This is a genomic window from Desulfovibrio desulfopostgatei, from assembly GCF_053570645.1.
Window position 1 is genome coordinate 2,931,487 of the sequence record NZ_JBRBQS010000002.1, and the last position, 16,926, is coordinate 2,948,412.

9 protein-coding genes are annotated in these 16,926 nt (G+C 60.3%); all 9 read left to right on the forward strand.

The window, feature by feature from the left end; genetic code table 11:
- Nucleotide 1 precedes the first annotated feature (1 nt).
- A complete protein-coding gene (locus tag ACUZ9Q_RS12875; protein WP_449248005.1) occupies nt 2-1,909 on the forward strand; it encodes a SulP family inorganic anion transporter in 1,908 nt (635 codons plus the stop codon).
- On the forward strand, nt 1,906-2,907 hold the full coding sequence (locus ACUZ9Q_RS12880) for a tRNA dihydrouridine synthase (RefSeq protein ID WP_449248006.1): 1,002 nt from the start codon (nt 1,906-1,908) through the stop codon (nt 2,905-2,907). The genes ACUZ9Q_RS12875 and ACUZ9Q_RS12880 overlap by 4 nt, the downstream gene beginning before the upstream one ends.
- Before the next feature lie 157 nt (nt 2,908-3,064).
- Entirely contained in the window at nt 3,065-3,922 is an 858-nt protein-coding gene (ispH, locus tag ACUZ9Q_RS12885) for a 4-hydroxy-3-methylbut-2-enyl diphosphate reductase (RefSeq protein WP_192112703.1), read from the forward strand.
- 39 nt (nt 3,923-3,961) lie between these two features.
- Nucleotides 3,962-4,966, forward strand: a complete 1,005-nt coding sequence (locus ACUZ9Q_RS12890; protein ID WP_449248007.1) for a chemotaxis protein — start codon at nt 3,962-3,964, stop codon at nt 4,964-4,966.
- Nucleotides 4,967-5,101: 135 nt separating this feature from the next.
- Nucleotides 5,102-7,075: a selenocysteine-specific translation elongation factor gene (selB, locus tag ACUZ9Q_RS12895; RefSeq protein WP_449248008.1), complete on the forward strand. Its 1,974-nt coding sequence runs from the start codon at nt 5,102-5,104 to the stop codon at nt 7,073-7,075.
- A gap of 101 nt (nt 7,076-7,176) precedes the next feature.
- Entirely contained in the window at nt 7,177-8,886 is a 1,710-nt protein-coding gene (locus ACUZ9Q_RS12900) for an FAD-dependent oxidoreductase (protein ID WP_449248009.1), read from the forward strand.
- 695 nt (nt 8,887-9,581) lie between these two features.
- Nucleotides 9,582-13,115: a pyruvate:ferredoxin (flavodoxin) oxidoreductase gene (gene nifJ, locus ACUZ9Q_RS12905; RefSeq protein WP_297892677.1), complete on the forward strand. Its 3,534-nt coding sequence runs from the start codon at nt 9,582-9,584 to the stop codon at nt 13,113-13,115.
- Nucleotides 13,116-13,303: 188 nt separating this feature from the next.
- Nucleotides 13,304-15,412: a phosphate acetyltransferase gene (gene pta / locus ACUZ9Q_RS12910; RefSeq protein ID WP_192112698.1), complete on the forward strand. Its 2,109-nt coding sequence runs from the start codon at nt 13,304-13,306 to the stop codon at nt 15,410-15,412.
- Between the two features lie 163 nt (nt 15,413-15,575).
- Entirely contained in the window at nt 15,576-16,787 is a 1,212-nt protein-coding gene (locus ACUZ9Q_RS12915) for an acetate kinase (RefSeq protein ID WP_192112697.1), read from the forward strand.
- The last annotated feature ends 139 nt before the right edge of the window (nt 16,788-16,926 follow it).

Below are 16,926 nucleotides of genomic sequence, written 5' to 3' on the forward strand. Positions count from 1 at the left end.
CATGCGAGCCGCCCGGCTTTTTCCCTTTCTTGAGACCATCAGGAATTATTCCGCCCAGGATTTCAAGGCGGACATGACGGCGGCCCTTACCGTGACGCCCATGGCTGTGCCTCAGGCCATGGCCTATGCCATTATTGCCGGGGTTCACCCGCAGTACGGCATCTATGCCTGCATGCTGCCCGTGGTGCTGGCCGCTCTGTGGGGATCCTCCCGCTTTATGGCCGCCGGCCCCACCAACGCCATCTCCATGATTATTTTCTCCACCCTCGCTACCATCAGCGTGGGCGGCGAACTGATCAGCACTATGCCCGAAGAATCGCGCATGTCCTATATTTTCGGCATGGCGCTCCTGTGCGGGCTTATCCAGCTGGGCATGGGGCTGGCGCGGCTGGGCGATCTGGTCAATTTCATCTCGCATTCGGTCATGGTGGCCTTTTCCACCGGAGCGGCGCTGCTCATTGCCGCAGGGCAACTCTACATGGCTATGGGCCTGACCGGCCCCAAACCCTCGGGCTTTTTCAACCAGATGTTCGGGGCGCTGCACGGCCTGCCCTTTATCAATTACTGGAGCCTCGGCATTGCCGTTGGCACCATTGTTCTGACCGTGTTTTTCAAGCGCCTGTCGCCGCGCTTTCCCGCATCACTGGCCGCGCTCGGCGTGATTACGCTCTTTGCCGCCCTGTTCAGCGTGGACGAAAGGGGCGTTCCGCTGGTTGGGGCCATCCCAAGCGTTGTTCCGCCTTTTTCCCTGCCTCCATCCTTTGATCTGGACGCGGTACGCGACCTGTTCATGCCCGCGCTGGCCATTGCCCTGCTGGGAACGGTGGAATCACTGGCCATTGGCAAACAATTGGCCAACATCAAGGGTGATGCGTTTGACGGCAGCCAGGAGCTTATCGGCCAGGGCCTCGGCAATATCGCCGCTGGCCTTACCTCGGGCATTCCCGGCTGCGGCTCCTTTACCCGTAGCGCCCTTGTGGTCACATCCGGCGGCAGAACGCGCATGGGCACGGTGTTTTCCGGCATTCTCGCCCTGCCGCTGCTGTTTGTGCTGGCCCCGCTCATAAGCTGGCTGCCGCTCCCCGCCCTGAGCGGCATACTGCTGCTCATTTCCTTCAAGATGATAGAGATTGACGCTATCCGCCTGTGCGTTGTGGCAACCAGCGTGGACAGGGCCGTGCTGCTCATCACCTTTTTGTCCACTCTGCTGTTTGATCTTGAAAAAGCCATCTTCATAGGTGTGCTGCTTTCCCTCACGCTGTTTATTTACAAGACTGCCCACCCGCGTGTGAACAGGCTTCACAAGGGCGATCCGCTGCTGCGCGAAGGCCCTGCCGAACTGCCGCAGGGCATCACCGTGTACATGATTGAAGGAACCCTGTTTTTCGGGGCCATCCACGAACTTGAACGCCTGCTGTATGCCGAGGACAGCGAGCCCACCCGGCTTGTGGTGCTGCATCTTTCGCGCGTGTTCTGGATTGATGCATCAGGGGCGCATGCGCTGTCGCAATTTATCGAGCGCTGTTACGCCCGCAGCCTGCCGGTTATTCTTGTGGTGGGCAGCCCCTCGGTGCGTACCATCTTGCGGCGCACAGGCCTTCTGGATTATCTCAGCAACGGCTTTGTGGCCGACACCACGGGCGAAGGCCTGCGGCTGGCCGCAGCCATGCTGAACCGCTTTGCATGCAGCGATGCCCAGTGCGCGACAGTGGGCGCAGATGCAGCCGGTGCGCAGCCAGAGCAACCTGTGCAGACAGCCCCGCCTGCCCCCGCCAGCCCCGGCCCGGATTATATGGCGCAGTCTGCCCGCGTGACGCTGGATCCCCAAGGCAACGTACTGCCCGCCGAACAAACCGCCCCTGCGGAAAATTCCGCCGAACCGCCGCGCGTGACCAAGGAGCGCCCGTGACCAAGGTTTTTCAACTGCCAACCTGCCCCGCAAACCCAGATTCCCTGCCCTTTGGCCCCGAGCATCCCTGGCTGGCCCCGCTGGCCGGATACAGCGATTTGCCCTTTCGTCTGCTTTGCCGTGAATACGGCGCAGCCGTGTGCGTTACCGAAATGGTCAGCGCCAAGGGCCTTGTTTATGAAAGCCCCGGCACCAACGAACTGCTCATGACCCTGCCCGAAGACCAGCCGCTGGTGGTGCAGCTTTTCGGCGCGGAGGCCTCCTTTCTGGGGCGCGCGGTGGAACTGTTGCGTCAGTCCGGCTTTGGCTGGTTTGACCTGAACATGGGCTGTTCTGTTTCCAAGGTTTTGCGCCAGAGCGCGGGCGCGGCCATGCTGGGCGATACGGAAAACGTGCTTGTCGTGGCCCGCGCCATGATTGAGGCTGCAGGCAGTGGGCGCGTGGGCTTCAAACTGCGTCTGGGCCTGGACGACGCCCGCCCGGTGCTGCCCGACCTGGCCTTGCGCCTTGAGGATGCGGGCGCTGGCTGGCTGACCCTGCACCCACGCACAGCCCGTCAGGGTTTTGGCGGCGCAGCGCAGTGGGAGGCTATTGCCATGCTGGCCCAACGCCTGACCATTCCCCTGCTCGCCAGCGGTGACCTCTTTAGCGCGGAAGACGGCGTGAATTGCCTTGAGCGCACCGGGGCCAGCGGCGTCATGTACGCCCGTGGGGCCATGCACAATCCAGCCATCTTTGCGGACCACGCGGCCCTTCTGGCCGGGAACGCACCGGTTCAGGCCGATGCCCCCCGTTTGCGGGCCATGATTTCCCGGCATCTGGAGCTTGCCCGCGCCCACTGCCCCGGCAAGGCCGCCCTGTGGAAAATGCGCTCCGTGGTGCCGCGCTACGTGCGCACCCTGCCCGGCGCACGGGCCTTGCGTCAGGAGCTGTGCCGCTGTAATGATTGGGAAGAGCTTGACCGGTTACTGGATATTTTTCTGGGAAGCCCCGGCTAGCAGGGAACAAAGGCGCATGCGGTTACGCTTGCTGTGCCTCTGCAATACCGTATTGCATACAGATAAAATTTTTAAGGTTGATGGGTTTGGGTCGGGCGAGGGGCAGTGCAGCCACGGCTCCACGCCTGAAAGCGCCACCCCTTGAAGGAGAGCCGTGATGGATGTTTACCGAGCCAAGACAGCGGGCTTTTGCATGGGCGTGAGCCTGGCCCTGCAAAAACTTAACACTGCGCTGGAGCGCAAGGGGGGCGCCCCCGAGACGACCCGCATCTGTACCCTTGGCCCCATCATCCACAATCCGCAGGTTCTGGCAGAATATGAGTCGCGCGGCGTGGTCTGCGTCAAGGAAGCCGCGCAACTGCACCCCGGCGATGTGGCGGTTATCCGCGCGCACGGCATCACGCGGCAGGTTGAGGAGCAGGTCAAGCAAAGCGGGGCCGACATTGTGGACGCCACCTGCCCCAAGGTAAAAAAAGCCCAGCTTTCCATCGGGCGGGCCACCGCTGATGGCGCAACCCTGCTGCTTTTTGGCGAGGCGGATCACCCTGAGGTGCGCGGGCTGGTTTCTTACGCCTGCGGCCCGGCCCATGTGTTCGGCACGGCGGCAGAGCTTGAGTCCTTGCACCTTGCCGAAAACAAGGCCTATGTGCTGGCCTCGCAGACAACTCAGGATCGACAGATATTTCAGGAAATTGTGGAAGATCTGCGCACGCGCATTGCTGACCTTGTGGTGCTTTCCACCATTTGCGACGCCACCCGCGAGCGGCAGGAGGAAGCCCGTAACATTGCCTCCTGTGTGGATGTCATGGTAATCATAGGTGGAAGGCAGAGCGGAAACACCCGCAGACTGGCTGATGTGGCCTCTTTGAACGGTATCGACACCTACCTTGTGGAGCGTGTCGAAGAGCTGGCCGCAGAAAATTTTTCGCAAAAAAATCGTGCAGGTCTAACGGCTGGCGCATCTACGCCGAAAAGTCTTATTGACGCGGCTCATTTGTGGCTGCAGTCGCTTTAATCCCGTTTGCTCCTGAAGCGGTACTTTTCTGGAGGCAGCATGGCCCAGACCAATATTCTGCTGGAAGCCGGCACCAACGAGCTGGAAGTGGTGGAGTTCTATCTTGAAGAATTCACCCCTCCTTCTGCCGATGCGCCGCAGTTGGACGAAAATGGCGAACCCGTTCCCGCCAAGCCCTATCGCGGCTACTACGGTGTCAACGTGGCCAAGGTGCTTGAAATTATCCGCATGCCCAAGGTGACGGCACTGCCCGAAGTGCAGCACCCGAGCGTGCTGGGTGCTTTCAACCTGCGCTCGCGCATTATTCCGCTGGTGGATCTGGCCATGTGGCTGGGCAAAACCCACCCAGCAAAAGAAGAACAGCCCAAAACCATTGTGACGGAGTTCAATAACGTCACCACGGCCTTCATGGTTTCCGGCGTCAACCGAATCCACCGCATCAGCTGGGAGAAGGTTGAACCGCCGAACAAGTACGTTGCTGCCGTGTCCAACAATACGGTCATCGGCGTGGTCAAGCTTGAAGACCGCATCATCTTTCTCCTCGACCTTGAAAAAGTGGTCGCCAACCTCAATCCCAAGCTGGGCCTGCGGCTTGACGACCTGGGCGACGACTGGACAAATGAGGGGTACCGGGCCCTTGTAGCCGACGATTCCGCCCTTATCCGCGAAATGCAACGCGACCTGCTGGAAAAGGCGGGCTTTACCGTTGAGGTTGTTTCCAACGGACGCGCTGCCTGGGATCGTCTGCTGGACTTCAAAAAGAGCGCCGAAGAAGGCAACCGCCCCATCACCGACTTCGTGCATGTGGTGGTTTCAGACATCGAAATGCCGGTCATGGACGGCCTCAATCTCACCTTGCGCATCAAGGAAGACTCCATGCTCAAAAAGCTGCCGGTACTGCTCTTTTCTTCACTCATTACCGAAAAGCTGCGCCACAAGGGCGTGAGCGTGGGGGCGGACGACCAGATTTCCAAGCCGGAAGTTACCCAGCTGGCTCACAGGGCCATGGCCCTCATCAAGGCCAGGGAGCAGGGTCAGGCTTAAAAGCTCCCAACCGCTTTTGCCGTTTTCAAGGGGACTCCTTTTCGCAAGGGGTCCCCTTTACGTTTCCGGGCGGGCGCTGTTTGCAAAGGCGCTTGCCAGAGTGTAAACTCGGCCCAAGACCACCAAGGAGCTTTTATGGCAGTAGTGCTAGGCACGGCAGGGCATATAGATCACGGCAAAACTTCGCTGGTACGGGCGCTTACAGGCATTGACTGCGACCGCCTGCAAGAAGAAAAACGCCGGGGAATCACCATTGAACTTGGCTTCGCCTGGGTTGACCTTCCCGGCGGCGAGCGGCTGGGCATCGTGGATGTGCCGGGGCATGAGCGCTTTGTCAAAAACATGGTGGCTGGCGCGGCTGGCGTGGACTTTGTCATGCTTGTTATTGCCGCGGACGAAGGCATCATGCCCCAGACGCGGGAACATCTTGAAATCTGCTCCCTGCTGGGCATACGCACCGGTCTTGTGGCCCTTACCAAGACAGACATGGTGGACGCCGACTGGCTCGAAATGGTGCAGGAAGAAGTACGCGGGTTCCTGCAAGGCACCTTTCTTGAAGGTGCGCCCATCTTCCCCGTTTCCGCAACCACAGGCGATGGCGTGGACACTCTGCGCGACCACCTTGCGCGCGTGGCTGCCGAGCTGCCCGCCCAGCGGCGCAGTGATATTTTTCGCCTGCCGGTGGACCGCGTATTCAGCATGAAGGGACACGGCACCGTTGTGACGGGCACTGTCATTTCCGGCGTGTGCAACCTTGGCGATGAACTGCGCTTCATGCCGCCCGATCTGCCCACCCGCGCACGCGGGCTGCAACGTCATGGCAAGGCCGCCGATTCGGTGCAGCCGGGCCAGCGCTGCGCCGTCAACGTGCAGGGGCTGGATGTGGAGGAAATCGAACGCGGCTTTGTGCTGGCCCGCCCCGGCGAACTGTTCCCCTCCAACCGCTGGCTGGTCAGGCTCACCTGCCTTTCCTCCGCCCCCAGAGCCATGCGCCAAAGGGTGGAAATCCACTTCCACCACGGTACGCGCGAATGCGCGGCGCGGGTGGTCTTTCGCGACAGGGACAAGCTGGCCCCCGGCGAAACCGCGCTGGCGGAACTGCGTTTCAAGGAACCCATGGTGGGCGTATTTGGCGACCACTGCGTGTTGCGGGCCTATTCGCCCCTGCGCACGGTTGCTGGCGGGCTGCTGGTCAGCCCCCTGCCGCCCGAACTGCGGGCCAAAGACCCTGAACTGGCCGATAAGCTCCGGCTGTTGCAGGAGCTGCCAGAACTTCGCGATGCGGCAGAAGCCATCGGCGGCGGCAAGGCCGAAGCCAAGGCGCGCGATGAAGCCAGGGCTGCGCTGGTACGCGGCGCACTGACCCTGCGCGGTATTGAAGGCGCTGACGAAGCGCGGCTGCGCGCCCTGACGGGCCTTGCCCGATCCGCTGTGGAGGCGGCGCTGCAACTGCTTTCCACCCGTGGCGACGCTATCTGCTGGGACAAGGAAAACCGCTGCTGGATTGGCAAAATTCCCTTTGAAAAACTGCTGGCCGCCAGCCTGGAACGCGGGGCTGACCTGCACCGCCGCGAACCTCTCAAACCCGGATTCACCCGGGGGGCCCTGTGCACGGGCTGGAGCCGCAACTTGCCCCCCAAGCTGGTGCAAAAAGTGCTGGATCAGGCCCTCAAGCAGGGCGATCTGGTCATCGAGGGCGAGGGGCTGCGCCTGCAATCGCATACGGTAAGCCTGGCCGCCGATCAGGCAGGCCTGCGCCAAAAGCTGCTGGACGCGCATGCCAGCGCAGGGCTGACCCCGCCCAACGCCAAGGACGTGCTTGAGGAGCTTGGCGTCACGCCCAAGGAGGCCGCCCCGGTGCTGCGCCTGCTCTGCGAGGCTGGCGAACTGGTCAAGATCAAGGACGGCCTGTATTACCACGGCCCGGCCCTGGCCGATATTCTTGAACGTGTGCGCGGCTGGTTCACCACCCACGACAATCTTGATGTGGGCGGCCTGAAAGAACTCCTGGGGCTTTCGCGCAAATATCTGATCGCCTTGCTGGAATATATGGATAATGAGCGCATAACCGTGCGCGTGGGCGACCAGCGCCGTTTTCGCGGGCGTTAGGTTGTTCCGTAAACAGGAATTGTCCTTGCATTCTTGCCTTGAATGCTCATATATCTCAGTAATGCTCATTTGCTCATAACTCTTCACTAAGGAGCCCGGATATGTCTGAAAAAATTCTGGTAGTTGGTGGTGTTGCCCTGGGGCCCAAGGCGGCTTGCCGCTGCAAGCGCCTCATGCCCGATGCGGAAGTGATGCTTGTGGACGAAAACGTCTTCATTTCCTACGGCGGTTGCGGCATCCCCTACTACGTGTCCGGTGAGATACAGAATCTCGACGACCTGCGCTCCACTCCCTATCATACTGTGCGCGACACCGAATTTTTCCGCGATATGAAGGGCATCACCGTGCGCACCCAGACGCGCGCCCTGGCCATTGACCGGGCTGCCAAAACCCTGCTCGTAAAGGACGTTGTTTCCGGCAAGGAAGAAAAGCTGCCTTACGACAAGCTGGTGCTGGCTACCGGCGCAAGCCCGCGCGTGCCCCCCATTGAAGGCAAGGATCTGAAAAACGTGCTTTCCCTGACCCGCCTTGAAGCCGCCGGAGCCATCCGCGCCGCCTGCCAGGAGGGCAAGGTGAGCGAGGCGGTCATTGTGGGCGGCGGCTTCATCGGCCTTGAGGCTGCCGTGGCCCTGGCCGATATGTGGGGCGTGAAAGTCAGCGTTGTGGAAATGATGGATCAGATTCTGCCCGGCGTGCTTTCCCAGCCTCTTTCGCTCATGGCCGCCAACGACTGCCTGACCCACAAGGTTGACGTTTTCACCTCTGAAAAAGTGCTGCGCCTTGAAGGCGAAAACGGCACGGTCACCAAGGTGGTCACGGACAAGCGCGAAATCCCCGCCCAACTGGTGATCTTTGCCGCTGGCTTCATCCCCAACGGGCAGCTTGCCAAGGATGCCGGGCTGGAAGTTGCCCCCTTTGGCGCGGTGGTGGTGGACGAGCACATGCGCACCACCGACCCCTCCATCTATGCGGGCGGCGACTGCGTGGCCATCAAGAACATCATCACCGGCAAGATCGGCTACCTGCCCCTGGGTAGCATGGCCAACCGCCAGGGCCGCACCATCGGCACCAACCTTGCTGGCGGTAATGCCAGATTCCCCGGTTTTGTGGGCACCTGGGCCGTCAAACTCTTTGACCTTTCCTTCTGCGGCGTGGGCCTTACAGTTGACCGCGCCCGCAAGGAAGGCTTTGATGCCATGAGCGTCAGCGTGGAGCAGCTCGACCACGCCCACTTCTACCCCGAAAAAGCCATGATGAGCCTTGAACTGGTGGTAGACAAGGCCACCAGCCGGGTGCTTGGCATTCAGGGCGCCTGCGCCGACCCCGACTCGCTCAAGGCCCGCATTGATGCGGTGGCTGCGGCCCTGCAATACTCCAAGCCCACGGTGGAAGACATCTCCAACCTTGAAATCGCATACGCCCCGCCCTTTGCCTCGGCAATGGACGTGGTCAACGTGGTTGCCAACGTGGCCGACAACGCCCTTTCCGGGCGCTTCACCCCGGTGACCGCCGACCAGTTCATGGACTTGTGGAAGAAACGCAGCGAAAACCACGTGTTCTTCATTGATTCCCGCCCCGCGGCAGCGGGCAAGGCCACGCAGGAAAAACATCCCGACTGGCACGCCATCCCGCTGGAAGAAATCGCCGCCAGAATCAGCGAGGTGCCCAAGGACCGCCCTGTTGCCATTATCTGCAATACGGGCCTGCGCGCCTATGACAGTCTGCTGGTGCTGGCCCGCAATGGCGTGACCAACGTGGTCAACTCCACGGGCGGCATGCAGGCGGTCATCAAGATGGGCCTCTCGCTGTAACATACCCGCAAGAAAGAACGCATCTGAACGCGTTAGGGGGAGGAACTTTTGCAAAAGGGTTCCTCCCCCGTTTCGATCGAAACAGGCTTTCTCCACCTGGCAGACTCTGCCACAATCAGCTCAGCGCACTGCCCGCAGGGCGGATTTTGACTGAATGCCATCAAGGGGTCAGCCCGCAACCGCCCAAAATCCGTAACATTGAATCAGGGGCAAGCCGCAGATTTTCTGCCATGAAACATTTGTAACATTTTTTTCATTTGCCCAGCACATTCCAACGTGCTGGCATCATAGGTTTTCCCTTCCTGCCTGCCCCGAACCTCCTTGCCAGATTTCACAATTCATCACTATTTTCCGCATGTTGCGTCTGTCACATTTTTTTTTGTTGCGCCCTCGATTAAACTGTTCAAACAAACAATTTTATGGTAAGCGCAAAAACGCACATTCCGTCGGGGCAGACGAGTGTGTGCAGCAAGGCTCCAAAACAAGTGATACCAAGCTTTTTTGGTGGACGCGAAAAGGCGGATTGGGTAGGGTTTTTCTACCACGATTCCACTCCCAGCCTCCATTTTGTGTTCACTTTACGGCAATAGCCGTTGCCCGTCCCTGCCCAGTGCGGGGCCTTATCTCAGGGGCCGATCCGACCCAAGCTGATTTTGTAAAAACATTGCGCGCCTGTTGGCGCCAAGGAGGAACAGATGGCTCATATGAAAACTATGGACGGCAACAACGCCACCGCGCACATTGCCTACGCTCTGTCGGAAACGGCAGCCATTTACCCCATCACCCCCTCGTCCGTCATGGGCGAAGTCATGGATCAGCTGGCTGCCAAGGGCACCAAAAACCTGCTCGGCCAGATCGTGAATGTGCGCGAAATGCAGTCCGAAGCCGGCGCCGCTGGCGCTGTGCACGGCATGCTTTCCGCCGGCGCCCTCACCTCCACCTACACGGCTTCCCAGGGTCTGCTGCTCATGATCCCCAACATGTACAAAATCGCCGGTGAACTGCTTCCCGGCGTTTTCCATGTTTCGGCTCGTGCCCTGGCTTCCCATGCCCTGTCCATCTTTGGCGACCACCAGGACGTGATGGCCGCCCGTCAGACGGGCTTCTGCTTCCTGGCTTCCTCCTCCGTGCAGGAATGCATGGACCTGGCCCTCGTTGCGCACCTTTCCGCCATCGACGCAAGCCTGCCCTTCTGCCACTTCTTTGACGGCTTCCGCACCTCCCACGAAGTGCAGAAGATCGAAACCATTGACTACGAAGACATCCGCCCCCTGGTGAACTGGGAAAAGGTGGCCGAATTCCGCGCCACCTCCATGAACCCCGAGCATCCGCACATTCGCGGCACCGCCCAGAACCCCGACATTTACTTCCAGAACCGCGAAGCTTCCAATCTCTACTACGACGCCGTGCCCGGCATCGTGCTTGAGAACATGAAGAAGGTCGAGTCCATCACTGGCCGCAAGTACCGCCTCTTTGACTACGTGGGCCACCCCGAAGCCGACCGCGTGATCGTTTCCATGGGTTCTTCCTGTGAAGTCATTGAAGAAACCGTGAAGTACCTCAACGCACAGGGCCAGCGCGTGGGCCTCGTGAAGGTGCACCTGTTCCGCCCCTTCTCCACCGAGCATCTGCTGCGCGCCCTGCCTTCCAGCGTGACCTGCATCACCGTGCTTGACCGCACCAAGGAAAGCGGCGCTCTTGGCGATCCCCTGTATCAGGACGTGTGCACCGCCTTCCTCGAAAAGGGCGAAGCTCCCACCCTGGTGGGCGGCCGCTACGGCCTGGGCTCCAAGGACTTCACCCCCGGCATGGCCAAGGCCGTGTACGACAACATGCTGGCCCTTCAGCCCAAGAACCACTTCACCGTGGGCATCAACGACGACGTCACCTACACGTCGCTTGACGTGGAAGAAGAAATCGACACCGTGCCCGCTGGCACCGTGCAGTGCAAGTTCTTCGGCCTCGGCGCTGACGGCACCGTGGGCGCCAACAAGCAGGCCATCAAGATCATCGGCGACAACACAGATCTCTACGCTCAGGCCTACTTTGCTTACGACTCCAAGAAGTCCGGCGGCTTCACCGTGTCGCACCTGCGCTTCGGCAAGGAACAGATCACCTCTTCCTACCTGATCACCAAGGCCGACTACGTTGCCTGTCACAAGGCCGCCTACGTGACCCAGTACGACATTCTTGAAGGCATCAAGGAAGGCGGCACCTTCGTGCTGAACTCCAACTGGTCGCTTGCCGACATGGAAAAGCACCTGCCCGCCTCCATGAAGCGCGTCATCGCCCGCAAGAAGCTGAAGTTCTACAACGTGGACGCCGTCAAGGTTGCCCAGGAAGTGGGCCTCGGCGGCCGCATCAACATGATCATGCAGACCGCCTTCTTCAAGCTTGCCAACGTGCTTGACTTTGAAAAGGCCGTGGGCCTGCTCAAGGAATCCATCAAGAAAACCTACGGCAGCAAGGGCGACAAGATCGTCAACATGAACATTGCCGCCGTGGACAAGGGCATGGACGCTCTGGAAGAAGTGAAATACCCCGCTTCCTGGGCCACTGCCACCGAAGGCGCCGCTGCCTGCCACTGCGATGACGACGAATACATCAGCGCCGTTGTGCGTCCCATTCTGGCCCAGCAGGGCGACAAGCTGCCCGTGTCCGCCATGGATCCGGCTGGCTTCATGCCCCTCGGCACCGCCGCTTGCGAAAAGCGCGGCTGCGCCATCGACGTGCCCGAATGGCAGGTTGAAAACTGCATCCAGTGCTGCCAGTGCTCCTTTGTGTGCCCCCACGCCGCCATCCGCCCGGTGCTCGCCACCGAGGAAGAACTGGCCGGCGCGCCCGCGTCCTTTGTGACCAAGGACGCCATCGGCAAAGAACTGAAGGGCATGAAGTTCCGCATCCAGGTGTACACCGAAGACTGCCTGGGCTGCGGCTCCTGCGCCGAAGTGTGCCCCGCCAAGGTCAAGGCCCTCGTCATGAAGCCCCTTGACACCCAGATGCCCACCCAGAAGGAAAATCTGGCCTTCGCCGAAGCCAACATCACGCTCAAGGACGAGCTCATGGCTCGCGACACCGTCAAGGGTTCGCAGCTCCAGCAGCCCCTGCATGAGTTCTCCGGCGCCTGCGCCGGTTGCGGCGAAACGCCTTACGTCAAGGTGCTCACCCAGATGTTCGGCGAACGCATGATCGTGGCCAACGCCACGGGCTGCTCATCCATCTGGGGCGCTTCTTCGCCCACCACGCCTTACTGCACCAATAAGGACGGCTTCGGCCCGGCCTGGGGCAACTCCCTGTTTGAAGACGCCGCCGAATACGGCTGCGGCATGGGTATTGCCTACGAACAGCGCCGTGGTCTGCTGGCCATGAAGGTTCAGGAGGCCCTGAAGGAAGAATCCGCTTCTCCCGAACTGAAGGCCGCCCTCCAGGGCTGGCTGGACAACAAGGACGATGCCGAAGGCTCCCGCAAGTACGGCGAAATGATCATGGCCAACCTGGAAGGCTTTGACAGCCCCCTGGCCCATGAACTGTGGCACATGGACGACCTCTTCACCAAGAAGAGCGTGTGGATCTTCGGCGGCGACGGCTGGGGCTACGACATCGGTTACGGCGGCCTTGACCACGTTCTCGCCAGCGGCGACGACATCAACGTGCTGCTGATGGATACCGAAGTGTACTCCAACACCGGCGGTCAGTCCTCCAAGGCCACCCCTCTTGGCGCCGTGGCCCAGTTTGCCGCCGCAGGCAAGCGTACCGGCAAGAAAGACCTTGGCCGCATGGCCATGACCTACGGCTATGTGTACGTTGCCTCCGTGTCCATGGGCGCGGACAAGCAGCAGGTGCTCAAGGCCTTCCGCGAAGCCGAAGCCTACAAGGGACCCTCGCTCATCATCGCTTACGCTCCCTGCATCAACCAGGGCCTGCGCAAGGGCATGGGCAAGAGCCAGGAAGAAGCCAAGATGGCCGTGCTTTCCGGCTACTGGCCCCTGTACCGCTACAATCCCGAACTGTCCAAGGAAAAGAAGAACCCCTTCCAGCTCGACAGCAAGGCTCCTTCTGCTGACATTCAGGAATTCCTGGGCGGCGAAACCCGTTTTGCCTCTCTGGAAAAGATGGCTCCCGAAGTCTCCAAGAAGCTGCGCGCCGAACTGGCCGAAGCCTATACTGAACGCTACGCCATGCTCAAGCAGCTGGCTGATCTGCCCTACCCCGGCACCAGCGCCGAGTAGAGAGGTCTGACGTTATGACTATCCGCGCCCGCCAGCATCTGGCTCCTCTCCGGGGGGCAGCCTTCTGCTGCGGGCGCGGGCTACGTCACACGCTTGGGATCAAAGGTTAAAGGCCTGGGCGCGAGGAAAGCCCTCGCGCCCTTTTCGCGTTAATACCGCCAGCCTGCCGGCACAGCAGGGGAGGCACTATGCACAACGGTCTATACATCACCGCCACCGGGCCCATGACGGGCAAGAGCGCCATTGCCCTTGGGGCCATGCAGCTGCTCACCCGCAGCATGCGCAAGGTGGCTTTTTTCCGTCCCATCATCAACGAACCTCTGTGGGACGACCGCGACCCCGACATCCATCTGATGCTTGAGTACTTCAAGCTCAAGATGGACTACGCCGACACCTTCGCCTACACCCAGCGCGAAGCCCGCCAGATCATCAATCAGGGTTCGCGCAATCTGCTCATCGAAAACATCATCCAGAAGTACAAAAAACTGCTGGAAACCTATGATTTCGTTGTGTGCGTGGGCACCGACTTTCTTGCCAAAGACCCGGTTTTCGAGTTTGAACTCAATGCCGAAATCGCGGCCAACCTTGGCTGCCCGGTTCTCTTGGTTACCAGCGGCTACAATGTGAGCGCCGAAGATATTCGTGACTCGCTCCAGATCACCATGGACAGCCTTGAACCCTATGCGCTGGACGTGGTTGCCACCATTGTGAACCGCCGCAACCTCACGCAGACAGAACTGGACGAACTGCGCGCCCATTTCAGCACGCAGGAAAGCCCAGCCCTGATTTTCTCCGTTCCCAACGACCCCACCATCGGTCAGCCCACCATGGCTGATGTGAAAAAGGGCCTGGACGCGGAAGTGCTGTTTGGCGAAAAGCGCCTGGACGCGCTGGTGGGCGACTACCTTATCGCCGCCATGCATGTGGACAATGTGCTCAACTACATTGCCAAAGACCAGCTCATCGTCACCCCTGGCGACCGCGCTGACGTGCTCCTGGCAGCCATTGCCTCGCGCCTGTCGTCTTCTACTCCCGACATTGCGGGCGTGCTGCTGACCGGGGGCATCCGTCCCTCCGAAAACGTCTGCAAATTCATTGAAGGCTGGACAGGCTCGCCCCTGCCCATCCTGCTGACGCCGCACCACACCTACAAGGCCTTTATGGCCCTGCAAAGCATCATCGCCCCCATCGAACCGGGCGATCTGCGCAAGATCAACAGCGTGCTGGGCCTGTTTGAACAGTACGTCAACGGCAAGGAAATCGAAAACCGCATCGGCGGCGAGCGCAGCAGCCGCATTACGCCCATGATGTTTGAATTCGAGCTGATCCAGCGCGCCAAGGCCAACAAAATGCGTATCGTGCTGGCCGAAGGCACCGAGGAACGCATCCTGCGCGCAACGGATATCCTTCTGCGCCGTGATGTGGCCGAAATCATCCTGCTGGGCGATGTGGAAGAAATCCGCTCCAAGGCCAGCGCCTTTGGCCTGGACATTGCCAAGGCCCGACTCATTGATCCGGTGAAATCCGAGCTGTTTGAAGACTACGCCAATACCTACTACGAACTGCGCAAAAAGAAGGGCATTACCCCTGAACAGGCGCGCGACACCATGACCGACGCCACCTACTTTGCCACCATGATGGTCAAGAAGGACGATGCCGACGGCATGGTTTCCGGTTCGGTCAACACCACGGCGCACACCATCCGCCCGGCCTTTGAATTTGTGAAAACCAAGCCCGGATTCACCGTGGTTTCCTCGGTCTTCCTCATGTGCCTCAAGGATCGCGTGCTGGCTTTTGGCGACTGCGCCGTGAACCCCAACCCCTCCGCGCAGCAACTGGCTGAAATCGCCATTGCCTCGGCCCACACGGCCAAGGTGTTTGGCATTGAGCCGCGCGTTGCCATGCTTTCCTACTCCACCGGTACTTCCGGCAAGGGTGCGGACGTGGACGTTGTGGTGGAAGCCACCAAGATCGCGCAGGAAATGGCCCCCGATCTCGCACTGGAAGGCCCCTTGCAGTACGACGCGGCCATCGACCCCTCGGTTGCCAAAACCAAGATGCCCGACAGCAAGGTTGCCGGTAAGGCCACGGTGTTCATCTTCCCCGACCTCAACACCGGCAACAATACTTACAAAGCCGTGCAGCGCGCCGCTGGCGCGGTGGCCATCGGCCCCGTGCTCCAGGGCCTGAACAAGCCTGTCAACGATCTCTCGCGCGGCTGCACCGTGCCCGACATCGTCAATACCGTGGCCATCACTGCGGTGCAGGCCGCTGCCGAAAAGGCCGCGCAGAAATAGTTGCAGATATTCAGCCCCGGCTGACATGAGCTTTCGGCGGTTTGCCTGACAGGGCAAACCGCCGCATAAAGCCTGCCGCCGCAAAAACATTACTGACGCAAGGCATGCGCCACAAACTGCCGGCCCGCGATCAGAATAAACAAGTTCAAGGAAAGGAAGAGTTATGAAAATTCTGGTGATTAACGCGGGTTCCTCGTCCTGCAAGTATCAGTTGCTGGAAATGGACACGCGCAGCGTGCTCTGCTCCGGTCTTGCCGAGCGCATCGGCCAGGAAGGCGGACGCCTCACCCACAAAATCGCCCCCGATACGGACAAGGAAGAAAAGCTTGTTCGCGAGGCCTTCTTCCCCACCCATGTGGAAGCCATGGAACTGGTCATCGCTCTGCTGACCGACGCCGACAAGGGCGTTATCAAGGACAAGAGCGAAATTTACGCCATCGGCCACCGCGTGCTGCACGGCGGCGAAGCCGTGAGCGATCCCGTGCTGGTGAATGAACGCGTGAAGCAGATTGTGGAAGAATGCGCCGTGCTTGGCCCCTTGCACAACCCCGCCAACCTCATGGGCATTGAAGTGGCTGAAAAGCTCTTCCCCGGCGTTCCCAACGTGGCCGTGTTCGATACCGAATTCGGCATGGGCATGCCCAAGGAAGCCTTCATGTACGCTCTGCCCTATGAGCTGTACGAAGAACTGCGCATCCGCCGCTACGGCTTCCACGGCACCTCGCACAAGTACATTGCCAACGCCACCGCCGAGTTCCTTGGCAAGCCCCTTTCCGAGCTGCGCTCCATCACCATGCACCTCGGCAACGGCTCTTCCATGAGCTGCGTGAAAAACGGCAAGTGCTTTGACACCAGCATGGGCCTCACCCCGCTGGAAGGCCTTGTGATGGGCACCCGCTGCGGCACCATTGACCCGGCCATCGTGCCCTTTGTCATGGAAAAGAAGGGCCTCAGCCCCTCCGAAGCCGACACCCTGATGAACAAGAAGTCCGGCCTGCTTGGCCTGTGCGGCTACACCGACATGCGCGATGTGCATGCCCAGGTGGACAAGGGCAACGAGCGCGCCGAACTGGCCCTCAAGCTGCTCGTGCGCAGCATCAAAAAGACGCTTGGTTCCTACTTCTTCCTGCTTGAAGGCAACGTGGACGCCCTGGTGTTCACCGCCGGCATCGGCGAAAACGACGACATCGTCCGCGCCATGGTCTGCGAAGGCCTTGAAGCCTTCGGCATCAAGCTGAACAAGGAAGAAAACAGCACCCGCAAGCCCGGCGCGCGTATCATCACCACGCCGGACAGCAAGATCCCCGTGATCATCATCCCCACCAACGAAGAGCTCCAGATCGCCCTTGCCACGGTGGAAGTGCTTAAAAAGTAAGCTCCCTTACTTTTGCATTATTGCATGTCAAAGGCCGCCTCCGAAAGGAGGCGGCCTTTTGTTTTGTCGTGTGTTTGCTCGCTGGAGTGCGCACCGCGCGTGACTTCACCGCAAGCTAACCCCTAACGTAATGTGTCAG

Excerpts from the sequence above, each read along its gene's own strand:
- ACUZ9Q_RS12875 (WP_449248005.1), top strand. The coding sequence starts at position 2 with ATGCGAGCCGCCCGGCTTTTTCCCTTTCTTGAGACCATCAGGAATTAT.
- ispH (WP_192112703.1), top strand. The coding sequence starts at position 3,065 with ATGGATGTTTACCGAGCCAAGACAGCGGGCTTTTGCATGGGCGTGAGC.
- ACUZ9Q_RS12890 (WP_449248007.1), top strand. The coding sequence starts at position 3,962 with ATGGCCCAGACCAATATTCTGCTGGAAGCCGGCACCAACGAGCTGGAA.
- selB (WP_449248008.1), top strand. The coding sequence starts at position 5,102 with ATGGCAGTAGTGCTAGGCACGGCAGGGCATATAGATCACGGCAAAACT.
- ACUZ9Q_RS12900 (WP_449248009.1), top strand. The coding sequence starts at position 7,177 with ATGTCTGAAAAAATTCTGGTAGTTGGTGGTGTTGCCCTGGGGCCCAAG.
- nifJ (WP_297892677.1), top strand. The coding sequence starts at position 9,582 with ATGGCTCATATGAAAACTATGGACGGCAACAACGCCACCGCGCACATT.
- pta (WP_192112698.1), top strand. The coding sequence starts at position 13,304 with ATGCACAACGGTCTATACATCACCGCCACCGGGCCCATGACGGGCAAG.
- ACUZ9Q_RS12915 (WP_192112697.1), top strand. The coding sequence starts at position 15,576 with ATGAAAATTCTGGTGATTAACGCGGGTTCCTCGTCCTGCAAGTATCAG.